This is a genomic window from Nocardiopsis sediminis (assembly GCF_042650565.1).
In the GTDB taxonomy this organism is placed as follows: Bacteria; Actinomycetota; Actinomycetes; order Streptosporangiales; family Streptosporangiaceae; genus Nocardiopsis_B; species Nocardiopsis_B sediminis.
The window spans coordinates 54,032-71,605 of the sequence record NZ_JBHSBH010000005.1 but is presented as its reverse complement, the minus strand read 5'-3'; the positions used below and the strand labels follow the sequence as shown (position 1 = coordinate 71,605).

At 73.9% G+C, this 17,574-nt stretch carries 1 protein-coding gene (running past one end of the window); it reads left to right on the top strand.

Annotated elements, in window-relative coordinates; all coding sequences use genetic code 11:
* On the top strand, window positions 1-17,574 hold the final stretch of the coding sequence (locus ACFOVU_RS07805) for a hypothetical protein (RefSeq protein ID WP_378531319.1). 23,568 nt of this gene lie to the left of the window's left edge; the window shows 17,574 of its 41,142 coding nt (coding positions 23,569-41,142); its start codon lies beyond the left edge, outside the window; it ends in the stop codon at window positions 17,572-17,574.

Sequence of the window (17,574 nt, the reverse complement as noted above, 5' to 3'; positions counted from 1 at the left end):
TACGGCCTCATGGGCAACGCCTGGACCGACCTCACCACGTTCCCGGTCTCGGAGACCCGCCAGCCGGTGATCCGGTCGCTGTACCTCGACACGATCTCCGCGCTCGGGGAGCACGGTTCGTCGGTCCACACGCCGCCGCCCCGGGTCGGCGAGCTGCCCGACCAGGCCAAGACGGCGGTCGCCCAGATTCTGGAGCCCGGCCCGGCCGCGGGCGATCCGGCCCGGACCAAGGTGTTCGACCGCTTCGCTCTGGCCATGGACCGGCTGTTCGGGGGCTGGGACGGTGCGCGGGCCGCCGACCAGCTCGTCTCTCCCGACGACGCCGCGGTGCTGGGGGCCGTGCGGGAACAGGTCGCCGTCGCCGCTGATGCGCGTGGCGCAGCCCGCCGTGAGCACGAGCGCGCGGACGCGGCCCGCGCGGAGGGCGACGACGCGGGGGCGCGTGCCGCGGATGCCCGTGCCGCTGGTTTCGAGAAGGCGGCGCAGGCGGCCGAGGTACGGGCGGAGGAGGCGCGTGAGCGTGCCGCCGACACGGGCGCCGATGCCCGCGCCGCCGACGCCCTGCGCGACTTCGACGCCGACATCGCGCGCTGGCGGGACGACGGCCGGCTGGCGCGAGCGCTGGACCTCGCCGACCGGAGCGGGTTCCGCGTGCCCTCTTCGGCCGTCATCGATGCGCTGCCCGCCGCCGCGCGCGACCGGCTCGGTGCCGCGCTGGCCGCCTCCGGCGACCCCGCGGACGTCGCCGACGCGCTCGCGGTGTTCGCCGCGGGCCGGGACCTGTTCACCGGGCGCGGCCCGCTGGCCGATGTGCCCGCCGCGCAGGGGCGCCCCGCCATCCCCGCCGACGACGTCCGCACCCGGCTCGACCAGTGGCGCAACAACGGCGACCTCATCACCGCGCACCGCGTGCTCCACGACAACGGTGTGCCGGTCGCGGGCCGGGAATGGGCCAGTGCCCTGCCCGACGCGCGCTGGGAACAGCTCGTCGACCGGCTGCTGCCGCCGGACGGCTCGGACCCCGAAGACATCTTCACCGGCCTCGCCGACCTTGACGGCCTCAACGACCTGCCATGGCCGGTGCTGGAACAAGCCGCCCTTGACATCCTTGGCGCGCGCTACGACGAGATGGTCCACAACGAGCCGCCGCGGGACATCACGGTGACCGTCCCCGGACACGCGGAGCTCCGGCTGACCCAGCGCCAGGTGACGACCCAGCTGGCGGACTGGGCTTTGCAGGGCGTTGTGGACGACGCGCTGGGTCTCATGCGCCAGTCGCACGTGCCCCTGCTCAGGCCCTTCCTCACCCAGGCCGTTCCGGCCGCGGCCACACTGCCCCAGCCGCAGGCGGCGACGGGCGGGCCCGCGAGTTCGACGGCGGGGCAGGGCGGCCCGGCGGGGTTCCTGCCCGACCAGGGCATGGCCGACGAGGGCGACGGGCTGCGGAACCCGGCCACGGCGCCCGCCGATCCCGCCGTGCCTTCCGAGGCCGCGACGGAGCCGGCCGATGCAACGGCCGTCGCGGAGATCGCACCGCCCCCCGCTCCCGGGTCGGGGCTCGCGGCGACCGCCGGCCCCTCTACAGGGGCGGGGGGTGCTGGCGGGGGCGGGCGCCGGCCGCGGTTCCTTCTGCGGGATCCGGCGCCGGTCCGCAACGACCTGCCCGAGTTCGACCCGAAGAAGGGGACGGAGCGGTCGGAGCGGATGCTGGCCCTGCCGTTCGTCGAGGCGCGCGAGGGGGCGTCCGCTCCCCTGAACATCGAGCTCGACACCCCCCGGGGCCGGATGCGCGCGGAGGTGAACGTCCACCAGGCGTTCCTGGAATCCTCGGTGGTCGAGGTCCCCGGTGAGAACGGTGCGGACAGCCGCTATGTCCGCGAGGTCGTGGTGCGGTTGCGCATGCGCGCCCCGGACGAGGCCGCCGCCGCCGACGCCGCCTACCGGGACGCCGCGCTGGCGGCCACCGCGACGTTGAAGCGGCGCATCGAGCAGGGGTTCAACGGCAGGCACGTCCTACCGCACAGCGGTGAACAGCTCCACGTGTCCGTGGTCTCGGCGGTCCCCGACCGGCCCTACCACGCCGACGTCGTGTGGCACCGGGTGCCGCCCGCGGCCGACGGTACACCGACGCCCGCGCCGGGGCCGGACGCCGATGGCCGGGGCGTCGGCGACTTCTTGCGGCGGTTGGGGCTGCTCGACGACGATCCGGCGCAGGGCCGCGATGAACCGTTCGTGGCCCGCCAGACGCTGGAGCGGATCGAGAACGCCGCACCGGTCCGGGAGGGCCTGCCCGACTTCAACGAGACCAGGGACAGGAAGCGGAAGCGGGGCGACGCCGAGCCGGAGGTGGTGTACCGCGCGTTCTCCCGCGACCTCGCCGACGCCCTCAAGCCACCCGCGGACGCGCCGCCGCTGAGCATCGAGATGGACACCCCCCGCGGCCGCATGCGCGCGCAGGTGGACATCCACAGCCCGTTCTTCGTGTCCTCTTCGGTCGAGGTCGTCCGCGGCGACGGTGAACGCGACGGGGACGGTCCGGCGTCCTTCCGCCATGTCCGGCTGCGGGTGCTCACCCGCGCGGGCGACGGCATGGACGAGCAGACCGCGCTCCAGGCCAACGTGGGGGTGAGGCGCTACGTCGAGGCGCTGTTCAACCGCAGGTTCGTGCTGCCCGACAGCGGTGAGCAGCTCCATGTGTCGGTGGTGGTGCTGAAGGACGACCGGCCGCACGACAACGTCCACGCCACCCTCACCTGGTCTCCGGTGCCGTCATCGGGCGACGTCGCACAGGCCCCCGCACCCGCCGGCGGCCCCCGCAATATCCGGGGGATCGGCGAGGTGCTGCGCCGGCTGGGAGTGCTGGACGGCGACCCGGCACGGGGCGAGGACCACGCGTATGTGGCGCGGCGGACCCTGGAGCGGATCGAGACCATGGTGCGGCCGCGGCCGCCGCGGCGGTGGGCCGATCCCCAGGGCGAGGTCCCGCTCTCGGACTATGAGCACAAGGTGGCGGGCAACCCGTCGAAGTGGCGGGGCAAGGGCGCGGCGGAGTGGGCGGCCGCGCGGGCGGCCGCGCAGGTCCACCAGGTGGGCGCGCATACGGACGCCACCAGGGCCGAGATCAAGAAGGACGCCCGTGCCGCCCGGCCACTGGGCGAGAACGACGTCGACGCCCAGGGCAACGTCAAGGACCCGGCGTCGGTGGTGGAGCAGGACGCCTCCCGGGGCACGCCGCGGTTCATCCCGGCGGACATGGACGCCAAGTGGACCGGTCCGCGCAGGTTCGAGCACCGGCGGATCCCGATCCCCGACACCTATCGCAAGAAGGCCGGGAAGGACGGCCCGACCCATATCCGGGAGATCACCTTCCGCGTGCGGCCCGTCCGCCACCAGAGCATGACGGAACAGCGGTTCGACGCCTATCTGAAGGACGTCGGCAAGAAGCTGGACGCCATGTGGAACGGCCGGTTCCGGCTGCGCGGGGACGGGACCGTCGTGAACGACAACGGTGCGGTGGTGCACCGGCTCGACACGAGGCTGTCCGAGACGCTGTTCGGCCAGGACAGCATTTCGGACCCGAAGGACCTGCAAGGCAACCCGATCACGGTGCCCGGCGCCGATCCGCGGCCCGGGACCGGCGACCAGCTGCACATCCGCCTCGAATTCGCCGACGACTCCACGCCCGACGCCGACGTGCACGCCGTCCCCACCGTGCGCCACTACCACCCCTCGACCCGGCGCGAGGACGTCCCGGGCATGAACATGCTGTTCTGGCACGACGCGTACCCGGTGGAAGCGGCGGTCCACGAGATCGACCACTGGCTCGGTCTGGCCGACGAGTACTGGGACGCGACGTCCGTCTTCCGCGGACGCCAGGACAGTAATGCCGTGCGCCTCGACGGCGGCCACATGACCAACTCCTGGTCGGAGTACTCCGGGGGGCGGTTCCGCACGACCCAGGAACCCTTCGTGCGGACCGCCTACGCCGACACCATCGCCTCGGTCATGGAGTACGGCACGTCGGACCACCCGGCACCGCCACGGGCCGGCGCCCTGAGCGACCAGGCCAAGACCTTCATCGCCCGGGCACTCGATCCCGGCATGGCCGCGACCGACCCGCGGCGGTTCGAGGTGTTCGACCGCTTCGCCCTCGCCACCGACCGGTTCGTCCGCGGCTGGGACGGTGACAAGGTCGCCGACGCCCTTGTCTCTCCCGCGGACGCCACCGCGCGTGCCGCCGTCCGCGAACACCTCGGCGTCGCCGCCGACGCGCGTGCCGCCGCGCAGCGCGAGCAGGCGCATGCCGCGCAGGCCCGTGCCGCCGGTGATGAGGCCGCGGCCCGCGCGGCGGAAGCGGCCGCCGCGGAGTTCGAGAAGGCGGCGCGTGCCGCCGACGCGCGTGTGGCCGATGCCCGCAGGCACGCCGCCGACTCCGGCGCCGATACCCGCGCCGCCGATGCCCTCCGCGCCTTCGACGCCGAGGTCGACGGCTGGCGGGCCGACGGCCGGCTGGCGCGGGCGATGGATGCCGCGGGCCGGCTCGGGGCGACTGTGCCCGCCTCGGCCGTGATCAAGACGCTTCCCCCGCACGCGTTGGCGGGACTCGCTCACGGCCTGTCCGGTTCGAACGATCCTGTGGACGGCTCCGTCGCGCTCACCGTCTTCGCCGCGGGCCTCGACCGCGCGGCCGGGCGCGGCCCGATCGCCGATATCCCCGCCGGCAATGGGCGTCCCGCGATCACCGCGCGCGACGCCGAGGCCAGGCTGGAGCAATGGCACACCAGGAATCTCCTGGTCGAAGGGCTCCGCATCTTCCACGACTCCGGTGTGCGCGTGGAGGGCTCCGAATGGATCGGCGCCCTGCCCGACGCCGGCCGTGCAGCGGTCGTGGCCGCTCTGATGCCCTCGGGCGGCCCGCAGCCGAATTCGGTGCTGGGCCGCCTGGGCGCTCTCCAGTGGCCCGTGCTGCAACGGGCCGCCCTTGACATCCTCGGCGCACGCTACGACCAGCTCGTCCACAACCAGCCCGCGAAGGGGCTCACGGTGTCCGTGCCGGGGCATCCGGAGGTGCGGCTGACTGAGGCCCAGGTGACGACCCAGTGGAACGAATGGCTCGCCGAGGGTGTCCTGCGCCCCGCGATGCAGCGGCTGGTCCAGTTGCGTGTGCCCGTGCGCAGGCCCGGTGCCCCCGCTGGCGCCGCCCCCGCACCGGCAGGGCCGTCCCAGCAGCAACCGGCTCCCCAGGGGACAGGGGCGCCCGCTCCCTTCTCAGCGGACCCCCAGAGCCGTTTCGCGGAGTTCGACCCCGTGCGGGACGCGGCCGGCGGGGCGGACGCCCCGCGGAACCCGGCGCCGGGCACGGCCGAGCCGTATGTGAACCACCGGCCGGGCGATCCCGCGCCCCGTGCGGAAGGGCTCCCCGGTCGTGACAGGTGGGGGGCGGAGTCGGCTCCGCAGCGGCGGCTCTTCTCGCGCAACTACATAGAGACCCTCGACCCGCCGGAGGATGACGGGGACTTCGACTCGTCGGCGGACGAGATGAGCGTCGACTCCTCGGAGGCCGATGACGCGCCGCCGCTGACGGTCGAGGTCGACACGCCGAACGGGCGGATGCGTGCCGAGGTGTCGATCGACAACCGGTTCTTCGAGTCCTCCACGATCGAGATCGACCGTGGCGGGGACGATGGCGGTCCTTCCGGTGTCCGCAACGTGACGCTGCGGTTCCGCCACTTCCCCGGCAGCGGTGTGGACGCCCAGACCAGGAGCGCGGCCGCCGAGGGGCTCAAGCGGCGTATCGAGTCCGTGTTCAACGACCAGTACGTGTTGCCGCGCGGCGGACGGCAGTTGAACGTGAACGTGGTCGAGGCGGGGTACATGGACGCGCAGGACAGCGTCCACGCCACCGTCACGTGGTCCCCGGTGCCGCCCGCGGTCGACGGGTCGACGGCCCCCGTTCCCGGACCGGGTGCCGATGGCCGGGGCGTGGGCGAGGTCCTGCGGCGGCTCGGCATGCTGGACGGCGATCCGGCGCGGGGCGTGGCCGAGCCGTATGTGGCGCGGCGCACTCTGGACCGGATCGAGACCATGGTGGAGCCGCGACCGGTGCGGCGGCGGCCGGACCCGGTCGGCGACGCCCCGGCACAGGTGCACGGGGGGCTGGCGCATGCGTCGGTGTGGGAGGCGGCGCGGGAGGACGCCCAGGTCCACCAGGTGGGCGGGCCGCATTTCGAGGCGGACTTCTACGACGTCGTGACGGGCGCCCCGGTGACCTACCACCTGACACAGGGCCTCCACGTCGACGCCGACGACCACCTCCGCAACGAGCGCAGGTTCGAGTGGCGGCGGATCCCGATCCCTGAGGAGCACCGCACCCCGGGCGGCCCCACCCACGTCATGGAGATCACCTTCCGTCCGCGGTTCTCTCCCTACCAGGGCATGACGGACGCGCGGCTCGCCCGGTACCGCCAGGAGTATGCCGACGCGCTGGACCAGATGCTCAACCACAAGTTCCGGCTGCGCGGCGACGGCAGTCTCGTGCGTCCGCAGGACGGTGCGGTGGTGCACCGGATGGGTACGCGGCTGCTGGAGACGCTGTTCGGTGAGGACAGCATCCCCGACCAGCACGACCCGGACCTGTGGGGCAACGAGGGCGCGGTGCCCGGCTTCGACCCGCTGCCGGGGACCGGCGACCAGTTCCACGTCCGCCTGGAGTTCGCCGACGGCGACACGCCGGCCGATCAGGTGCACGCCGAGATCGAGGTGCTCGCCGCGGACCCGTCGCGGCCCTACACCGACGAGCGGATGAGCACCGAGGTCTGGTACGACGGGGTGTACCCGGTGAAGTCGCGGGTGCATGAGACCCTGCACTTCCTCGGGATGGTCGACGAGTACACCGAGGGGGACTCGTTCTTCCGCTGGGGGGACGATGCCGATGCCATCCGCCCCGGGCCCGGCCTCATGGGGCACAACTGGACGGCCGAGGACGCCAACGGGTGGCTGGTGGAGGTCGCCGACCCGTGGATCCGGCAGAGCTACCTCGACACCGCCGCCTCGGTCGCCCGCGACGGCTCCTCCGCCCAGACACCGCCGGTGCGGTTGGCGGACCTGTCCGACGACGACAGGTCGCACATCACCGAGTTCCTGGAGCCCGGAGTACTCTCCACGGACCCGCGGGGGCAGCAGGTCTTCGAGCACTTCGCGCTCGCCGTCGACGAGCACGTGCGCGGCTGGAGCCCCGAGCAGGCCGAGCAGCACGCCGCCGACCCGGTCGCCTACAGCGAGGACCGCGCCCGGTGGAAGGACGAGGGCCGGCTCGCGCCGATGATGGTCTTCGCCACTGAAGCGGATATCGACATCCCCTTCCGAGCCGTCGTCGACGCGTTGCCGGACGCCGAACGCGTCCGGCTCGGCCGTGGCCTGGCCGGCTCCGACCACCCGGTGGCGCGCGCCGAAGCCCTGGCCGTGTTCGCCGCGGGGCACGAGCACGCCGCCGGCCGCGGCCCGTTCACCGACATCCCCGCCACCGGCGACCACCCGGCCATCAGCGCCCGCGACGCCGAGGCCGCGGTGGAGGGGTGGCGCCGCGACGGGCGGCTGCTCGGCGCGTATCAGCTGCTCCAGGGCGATTCGATCGAGGTCAGGGGCGAGGACTGGACTCGGTCCCTGCCCGACCTGGCGCGGCACCAGGTCCTCGCCCTCCTGCCACGTGGAGTCGGCCTGGGCGCGCTGCCGCCGCCGGTGGCCGAACGCGCCGTGCTGTCCATCCTCGGTTCGGCCTACGACCAGGTCGCCCTCGGCGCGTCCGCAGACGACATCACGGTCACCACCCCGGGTCACCCCCCGGCCCACTTCACCGCCCAGCAGGTCTACGACCGGCTCATGGCCTGGAACAGCCAGGGCGGCCTCGCGGACGCGCTGCGTGTCCTCCAGTGGTCGGGTGTGCCCATCACCGACGCCCAGATCGGCGCCATCGCGCCGCCGGCCGCCGCGCAGCCCGGCGGACCGGCCGCCTTCACCTCCTACCAGCCCGGGCCGCCCGGTCCGGGAAGGCCCTTCGGCCCGGGGATGACGGGGCGGGGCGGCCCCGCGGAGCCGACGCCCGCCCGGGACGCGGGTACCGGGGATGCCGGACGCCGGGCTCCCGGCATGCGTCCGGCCGACCCTGCCGCGCCGCCCGCCGCCGGGCCGACGAGCGACACCGCGGCAGAGCCGCCCGCCCCCGAACCGCCGCCGTCGCTGGCGCGGTCGTGGGGGGACGTGCTCAACCCTTCGCCCCGCGCGGACGACGGCACGCGGGGAGACGGTGACACCCTCCGTCCGGCGACCCCGTCCGAGGACGGTGCGGACACCGGTGTGACGGGACCCGACCCGGCGCAGGCCGGCACCGCGAACACCGATGATGCGCGGTCGCCCGTCGTCGACCCCGACGAGGGCCGGACGACCGTCGATCCCGAGCGCGAACGCGAACTCGCTCGCGCCCGCAAGGGCAAGCAGCCCGACCGGGCGGGGGCCGAGCGCGCCGAGGCCGAGGCTTTGGCGGCGGAGGCGGAGGAGACCCGGCTGCGGGCCGAGACGGAGCGCGAGCTCGCCACTGAGGCCGACATCCTGGCCGCGGAGGCCGCCGTGGGCGATGGGGCGACGACCTCCTCGCGCGTGGAGGCCATGGCGACCGAGGCCGCGATCCGTCAGGTCGACGCGGCGGAGGCCGACCGGCTGGCCGACCTCATGAGCGACCGGGCCGCCGATGCGCGGCGGCGCGCCGAGGCCGCGGAGCACGACGCCGTCCCCGAGCAGGACGCCCGCGAGCAGGACGCACCGGCCGCCGAGCGCGGCGCCGACACGGAGTCCGGCGCCCCCCTGCGCTCCCCGGTGGCGCCCGAGCCGCCCGCGGACGCCGAACCGCAGGTGGACTCCGCTGTGCCGCCGGTGGAGCGGCCGCGGTCCGGGGCGCCCGAGCCGGACACCGACCCGACCGCGCCGCCGAAGGATCCCGCCGTCACCACGCGGAAGGGCGACGAGGCGGACGTGCGCCGAAATGACACGTCCGTGCACACCGACGACCGCGAGGCCGCCGTCCCCGTGTCCGGGGACCGGCCGCCGGAGCGGCGGGACGGTGCCTCCGAGCGGAGCAGCGTCGACGTCGCCGCGCGGGTGCGGGACCTGGAGGGCCGGAAGGCCACCCCACCGCCCCCCGCCCGCGATGACGCGACGGCCCCGCCTCAGGGCGGGAGCACCACGTCTCCCCGGCGCCCGGGAGACGGAGACGGCCGTGTCGCCGCGCGGGTGCGGTGGGTCGAGGGGCTGAACGACGCCTCGCGCTCCGGGGGTGGCGGCGGTGGCCGGCGGCCCGCGGGAACGGGGCGGGGTACGGGCGGCCGCTCCGTGCCCGACCCGCAGACGACCCGGGGCGGCGGCCGGAGGCTGAACTACCTGCTGAGGAGCGGGCAGATCGACGCCCCGCTCATCGGCCCCGCCGCGGACCGGCTCATCTCGCGGATCCGGTCCGAGATCAGCGGGACGCGCGGCGACCTCAGCGGCCGGCTCACCGCGGGCGAGCTCAACGCGATCGAGCGGCAGGTGCGCGCCGACATCGCGCGCGATGCCCGGCCCTACTTCGCCCCCGGCGGCCACACCTTCACCATCAAGGGCCGGGGCGGAGAACGGACGGTCACCCTCAAGCTGTCGCCCGAGGGCGATTCCTGGCACCCCGCCTCGACGTCCGGCTCCGCACCCGCGACGACCGGTCCCGACAGCGCCCCCAGCGTCAAGACCAAGAGCACGGCGGAGCACAAGACCAAGGATTCGCGAAAGGGGCAGGCGACCTCGACGGCCGCCGTCGGCGGGGCGTTCAATGTCACCGCCTACGGGCTGGTCCCGGCCGATGCGCCCGTCGCCGGTCCCGTTTTCACCTTCTCCTTCAGCGGGACCCACAACCAGCGCTCCACCAGCTATTCCGTCAGTGACACCGTCTCCAGCAAGAGCGAGGTGGCGCTTAAGGGCACGCCCGAGGAGTTCATGAGCGCCCTGCGGGTGGAGCTGACCGTCGATCCGCCGCCCACTCCGCAGCGGCCGTCGCGCGCAGGACGCCAGGGGCCGGCGGACCGCGTCCCTGACGGTGACCGCACGTCCGATGTCGAGCTGACCGAGAACGCGGTGGTCGTGTCCGTGGTCGAGCCGAACGGGCTGAGCATGTCGGTCCCCGGCGGCCTCAAGGACCGCGGCACCGCCGCCGACCCGGCCAAGGACGCCCCGGCGCGCATCGTCCTGCCCGACCCCTTCGACAGCGGGCCGCGCACGCGGGGCACCCAGGACACGCAGGGGACCCGGGTGGGCAGCGGGCACCCGCTGGCCGTCGACCCCATCGACGGCCTGACGCGGCAGATCCGTCAGCAGCTCGGCATCGACCGCGACCACCCCACCAGCGCCGACCTGGACGACATCACGACCTCCGATGCCCTCCGGGAGATCCTGCCGTCGCTGGACCGCGGGCCGGCTCCGGTGGCCGTGGTCACCGATGCGGAGGGCAAGACCCGCGTCCTCACGATGTGGTCGGCCCCCCGGGAGCTGACCCGGATCGAGGACGCACCGGACAAGGCGTCCTTCAGCCGCAGTGGAAAGGGAGACAAGGAAGCGGGCCTGGCGGCGAAGCGCTCGACCAACCTGAAGATCGGCGCCGGACTGGGCGCGATGGTGACCCTGCTCAAGGGCGTTCTCCGCTTCAACATGCCCCACGCCGAGGTATCGGACAAGCTCGACGCCGCGTCGAGCCGGGCGATCAATACGGGGGGCGGCCGGACGGCCAAGGCGCACTCCGACGAGGTCGAGACCTACGAGGTCGACCGGGTGTTCTACGCGACGCTCTCGGGCGACCGCACGCTGATGCGGACGTCGGGGAGGTCCATCGAGCAGATCGCGGTGTCCGACGCCCGGCGCATGGCCGGCCTCGACGAGCCCACCCCTCAAGCCGCCGCACGGCGCACCCCCCGCTTCGACCACCTGACCGTGGACCGCCCCGCCCACTGGGGCGCCACCACCGCCCGCGAGGTGCTCCACCAGGACGGCAGCCGCTACCGGACCGCGCCCGCTCCGGCGCCGGTCACCGGTGGCCCCGCGCAGCGGCCCCGCACCGTGTACGAGGAGTACGCGCGGGCGGTGCTGACCGGGATCGCCGACCAGCACCCGGGCCTGGTGGTGCCCGACCTCGACACCATGGCCAAGGCGACCTATGCCCGCCGCCCCAGCGCCGGGCCCGACGACCGCCGCACCCCGCGCGAGCGCTGGCTCCTGCGCCGCGACTACGAGCAGGCCGTCGCCAACACCATCGAGATCCTGAAAGCGATCACCGGCCTGGAACAGCACCTGGAGAAGCGCCTGGACGAGTGGACGGGGCCGGGCGTCGACGTGCATCTGATCGAGACCACGAGCATCGACCCCACTCTCGCCAGCCGGGGCGGCTTCTTCCGCCCGCCGTTCGTGACGGTGCGGCTGCACGCCGATGCCACCGGGCGCACCTTCGGGGGCACCTCGACGGTGGGCACCGGGTCCGGGGTGTCGGGGTCGGCCGGGCACACCGATGGGCGCGACCGCACGAAGACCTGGACCGAGCAGTTCGTCGTCGGGACGCAGGGCCGGGACCCCGCGGCCGATGCGACGGGCCTGCGCAAGAACATCGGGATGTTCAACGCGGTGGCCGAGGTGTCCCAGCCGCGCGGGCGTTCCCAGGAGCACGGGGTCAAGGGGTCGACCGAGACCTCGGTCACCACCACGGGCGACACCGACGTGTGGCGCTGGGACCTGAACCTCACCGCCAAGATCGCCAAGTTCCGCAAGGCCGACGACCTGACGGTGATCGACGACGGCGGTACCACCGCCGCCACCGGGCCGGACGGGAGCACCTACGACGGGTACGCCGTCACCATCCAGGGCCCCCACGCGCGGCTGGAGGTGGAGTCCGCGGCCGGGAAGGACGTGGATCCCGCGGACGCCCGTGACACCCCCATCACGGGCACCGACCGGGCCGCTACAGCGGGCGGGACCACCGGCCGGACCGCGGGGACACGGACCCCCGCAACGGAGAACACGCCGGCCCCCGCCCCCCGCACGCGCCGGGCCTCGGCGCCCGCCGCCTCCACCGGGGAGACCACCGGTCCCGCTCCCAAGACCGCCTCCGGTGGGGACACCGCCGCCGCGCCCGCGGGGCCGCGCCGGCTGTCGGCCGCCGACGCCCGCGCGCTCGTGCTGGGGACCGGGCGGGCTCCGGCGCCCCATCCGCTGGACGGGGTGCCCACCGCGCCCGACAGGGTGACCGCACCGGACCTGTACCGGCTGGGCAACCGGCTGCTCACCGACACCACCCCGGGGTTCCAGGACTTCCTGCGGCGGTCCCGGGGGGCGCACGACTACCTGCGCCAGCTGCTGCTGTCGCCCACGCTCAGCGGCAACGTGCCCCAGCTGCTGTCGCGGTTCGGGCTGCGCAGCGGCCTGATGCAGGTGGACACCTCGTGGCGCTGGCGCGGGCTGCCGACCCTGGTCACCCGCGCTGTCCGGGGCGCCTTCCGGCTGCACGACCCGATGCCCACCACCACGGTGGAGATCTCCAGCAGCGGCGAGCTGAGCATCGGCGCCACGAGCACCCACGGCGGACACACCCGCTCACTTGCCTTCTCCGCCCGGTTCCGGCACAACCCCAACGACGAGGCACCCCCGGGGGCCGAGCAGCCCCCGGTGGGCACCGCGAAGCGCGCCAACCCCATGCCCGGCGTATCGTTCACGCCGTATTCGCGCTCGACCACCAAGAGCACATCCGACTCGGTCACCGTGTCGCGGACGACCACCGTGGGCCCGCAGGGCGGCTCCTTCCCCTACACCGCCGACCTGTCCTTCGACCAGGCGGCCGAGGCCAAGAAGGACTGGAAGCTGGGCGTGACCGTGCCGAGGCGCTCCTCCACGGCCACCCACCACGGCGTGCACACCGAGGCCCCCGGCGGCGAGTTCGGCTACATCGCCGAATCCGAGGCCTATGCGGCCGGCCTGGTCGACGACGCGATCGGGACCGACACCGACGGCAACCCCGTCCCCACCCGGCTGCTGGGCCACGACGCGCTCCAGCCCGACTGGCAGCCGCGGTCCGGGTTCTCCGGGCTGGGCCACCGCCGCGAGGGCCCCGACCCCGGGCCGGTCGTGGACGCACTCATGCAGCGGTTGGCCGATGAAGGGCTGGAGCTGACGGGGACGAGCCGTGAAGGGCTGTTCCAGCGCGTCGGCCAGCACCTCACCCGGGGGTTGGACGATGCCACCGCACGGGCGGTGCCCATCGACGTCAAGGTCCGCCCCGCGCACACCGTCCACGCGTCGAGGTCCGGGAGGATCACGGTCGACGTCATCCGGCAGCGCAGCGAGGTGGACCGGGTGGGGGCCAAGGCCGACTTCACCGATTCGCGCTCCCGCACCACCGATGTCACCGAATCGGCGGGCAAGAAGAAGGACACCACCGTCGGCGGCGAGTTCACGCTGATCGGCGCACTGCCCCACGACGGCGACGCGCGCCCGGCGTCGGAGGCTCCCAACAGCCGGCCGGTGTCCCTCCCCGCCGGAGGCGACGTCTCGCGCACGGGCGGTGTCTCGACCACCCAGAACACGGGGGACTCGATCACCGAGTCGGCCGACACCACGATCACCGGCCCCTACGCCGTCATGGGCACCGATGCGGCGCTGCGCCTGTATCTGGAGGTCGAGGGTCGCGATGACGCCATCATCGCCGAGGCCCCCGCGGGGCGGATGAGTGAGCTCTACCCCGCCCCCTACCTCGTGGAGGAGAGCGGCTCCGGTGCGCGGGCGCCCAAGGCGGGCGAGCCACGCGCGCTGCCCTCACCGAACCAGCGCCTCGACCCGGCGGCCCAGGACTGGACGGCCAAGACGCGCCGACGCGCCACCGAATCGGCGCCGATGCCGTGGCTGGAGGCGCTCGCGGTCGCGGGCGACGGGGCCGCGGTCACCGCGGCGGGCTACATCGCGGCGGCTCGGGCGTCGGGGTGGCAGCCCCCGCAGGACGCGTCAGTCCCCGAACTGGTCCGCGGGGCGCGCGAGTACCTGGTGGACGCGATGGGGCCCCGGGCGGAGAACATCCCGGCCGCCCTGACCGGTCTGGCGCTGACGGCGAACTTCGCGCCCGCGTCCAACAGCGGGACGGGCCTGCCGAACCTGTACCGGGACCGGGTGATCACCTTCGCCGACCTCAAGTGGCGCCTGCACGCGGTCCCCCGTACCCGGGGGGCGCGGCTGATCGACGTGTCGGTCGACTCCGGCCACGGCGGCTCCCGGCAGGGCGGCCACAAGGAGGAGACGGCGGTGGAGCACTCCGCCAGTACCTCCGGCGGCGTGACCGGGCGTGTGATCGGGTCCGCCCCCAACCAGAACTGGCCGGTGGGCTCGGCGAACGACGGGCAGTCCACGTCCGTCTCGTCCACCGCCGCGACCGCGAAGAGCACCCGCACGGACCACCCCGACCGCCCGCCCACATCGAGCAAGCGCGCCTACCTGGTCGCGATCCCCACGACGTGGCTGGTCGCCGCGGAATCTCCCGTGGCCCAGATCCGCCACATGGGGTTCTCGACCGACCAGCTCGGCATGGCCGAGGTCGACGCCGAGGTCGTCGCCTGGGTCGACCACGACCAGGCGCGCCAACTGGGGCTCGTGGACGGCGTCGAGACGCACAAGGAGCTGTGGGACGCCCTGTACACGGCCCAGGAGAAGTTCGGCGAGACGGAGAAGACCTACTTCGACGCCCGCCAGAAGCTCCCGGAGCTCGTGCGAAGCGTCGAGGAAGCGCACCAGAGCGGCGACCCGAAGCGCCTGAGCGACGCGCGGACGGCCTACAGCACCCAGCGCAAGAAGGCGGACGGCCTGCACGCCGAGTTCCGCCAGGGCTTCGACGTCTGGAACGCGGCCCGGGAGACCGCCCGGGAATCGCTGGAGCTGTCGGCGCGGGAACGGGCGCTGCGCGATGCCCGCCTGAGCCGGGACACGGGACGGACCCAGGAGGCGCAGGCGGCCTATGACGCCCAGCGCGCGGTGGTGGACCGCCTGCGCACCGAGTCCAAGCGGGCCTATGACGCCTGGGACAAGGTCCGGACCAAGCCCGAAGCGAAGGACGACTCCAAGACCCAGCCGGCGGACGGGTCCACGACGCAGCCCGCCCCGCAGGTCGTCTCCACTGCGCCGCTGCCTCCGGTGCCCGAGCACGCGCCCCCGCCGATTCCGGGGGGCACGCCGGCATCGGCGACGCCCGATCGCGGAGACGACGCCTCCCCGGCCCCGTCCGGGGACGACCGCTTCATGATGTCGGGCGGTTTGAACGGCGCGGACCTGTTCCGGGGTGACGACGCCGGACCGCCGCCCTCGGGGGAGATCGAGGGGGAAACGCAGGCGGTCTCTCGGCTCACCGCCGGTGGAGCCCTGCGCGGGCGGGCGCCTGAGGATGCGTTCACGCGGGCGCCCGATACCGCAGACGACGACTTCGCGATTCCGGACGCCTACCTGCGGTCGGGGGCGGACGGCGATCCGCGGTTCGACCGGCCGTCGTGGTCGCGCGACCCCTGGGCGGCCACGGGGGAAACGCACCGGCGATCCCCCGATTCACCGCCGGTGAGCCCGCACGGGCACGTGTACGCGGATGCGTCCACGCCGGAGCGTGATCCCGCGGACGACGACTTCTCCCTGGACCCGGGCGGCAGCGTCGGCGACGACAGGGCGCCGGAGGGGCACGACGGCGTGCGCCTGGCCGAGAGCGGCGACGACGCGCCGCTGTCCCCAGAGCCGGTGCGGCAGCCGCCCCCTACCCGGGCTCCTCTGCGGCCGGAATCCGCCACAGCCGCCGACGCCCTCCCGCGACCGCTTCCGGCGCCGCAGCCCGAACGCGGCGGGAGCTTCGCCGAACTGTTCAGCAGTGCGCTCAACCCCGCGGCCACCACGTCGCAGGGCGCGGCCACCGAGCCGGAGGGTCCGGCTGAGGTCACCGATGCCGCAACCGCGTCCGACGGGGGCCACGACCGCGCAGCGCCCCCGGCACACCGGCACCCCCACCCCGCCGATGACCCGCGGGACGACCACGACGAGAGCGACAGCGACGACGACAGCGACAGCGATAGCGACAACGACCCCGACGACGGCGACGACGTCCACGGCCGCTTCGGCCGCCGCGGCGACGATGACGACGATGACGACGCCCCGGCACCTGGGACGGGCGGCCAGGCGCCCGCGTCCTCCGGCTCCACGCAGACCTCGCGATCCGGTGGCGGGCGGACCGATGGCGGTGGCCGGTCCGCCGGCCCGGCGGGTACCACCCACGGCACGGACGGGGTGAACGAGCGGGAGCGCACCGCACGGGACGACGATGCGGACGCCGGCGACCTGTACGCCTCCTCCCCGGAGCCGTCGCCGGGACCGGCCACGCCCGTCGACCCGAGCGATCCGTGGGGCGGCAACCCCCCGGTCACACCGGACTTCAGCGCTCTGGCCGACCCGAAGTCGGCCAAGGAGCAGCCCCGGACGGTCGAGGACGTCGTCGCCGATCTCACCTACAGGTACGGGCTGGAGGACATCGGGCACCACTCCGCCGAAGACGCGCAGACCCAGGTCTTCATGGCGGGCCACCACCGGAGCCACCGCCACGGCCACGACACCGGCGGCCACAGCGCGGAGGGCGGCCCCTCCGGTCAGGGCCCCGCGGGCACGGCGCCGGCGCAGTGGCGGCAGACAGCGGAGAGCCATACCCAGGCGGAACCCGTCAGATGGCACGGGTCCTCCAACGGGATCGACGACCTGATCGCCTCCGCGCAAACCGGTATCACCGGACGGCAGGCGTTCAGCGAGGGAGGAGGATCGGGCGAACTCACCGAACTCGTGCGGTTCGGCGATGGCACGCTGGCGGTCCACAAGGTCACCGAGGACACCGAATTCACCTCGGATCCCGAAATCGACCCCGAGTTCGTCGCCAACGAACGGGAATCGGCCCGCCAGCGCGCCGACGCCGAGCAACTCGCCTCACTGGTCGGCCGCACCATCGGCGCCGAGGTCCCCGGCGTCTACCGGGTCGGCTCCAGCGAGTTGTACATGCACTACATGGACGGCAGTCCGGGGTCCACCCAGCCCGACCATCCCCGCTCCGAACTCACCGAAACGGTGTCCGGGCGCCGACTGGGGCTGCTGGACGTCCTCATCGCCAACAGCGACCGCAATCCCGGAAACGTGCTGTACACCGGCCACGGGACGGTCGTCGGCATCGACCACGGCTCCGGCTGGGTGATCGAGGACAACGAGCCCTATGCCCCATCGGACCTGGGCGGCTTTGTTCACACCGAAACCATGGAAACCTTCTACGACTTCGAGAACGACCAATGGATCGCCAACCCGCTGACAGCGCGCGACGCGCAATGGCTGGAACACGCGATCTACGCATTGCGCCCCGAATTCCTCCGGCTCGACCGGGAGGGCTGGTACGACGGCATGCTGATGCGGTTCTACATGCTGCAACGCTTCGCTTCGGGCACCGTCGACCTGCTGGGCGGTGGACGATGA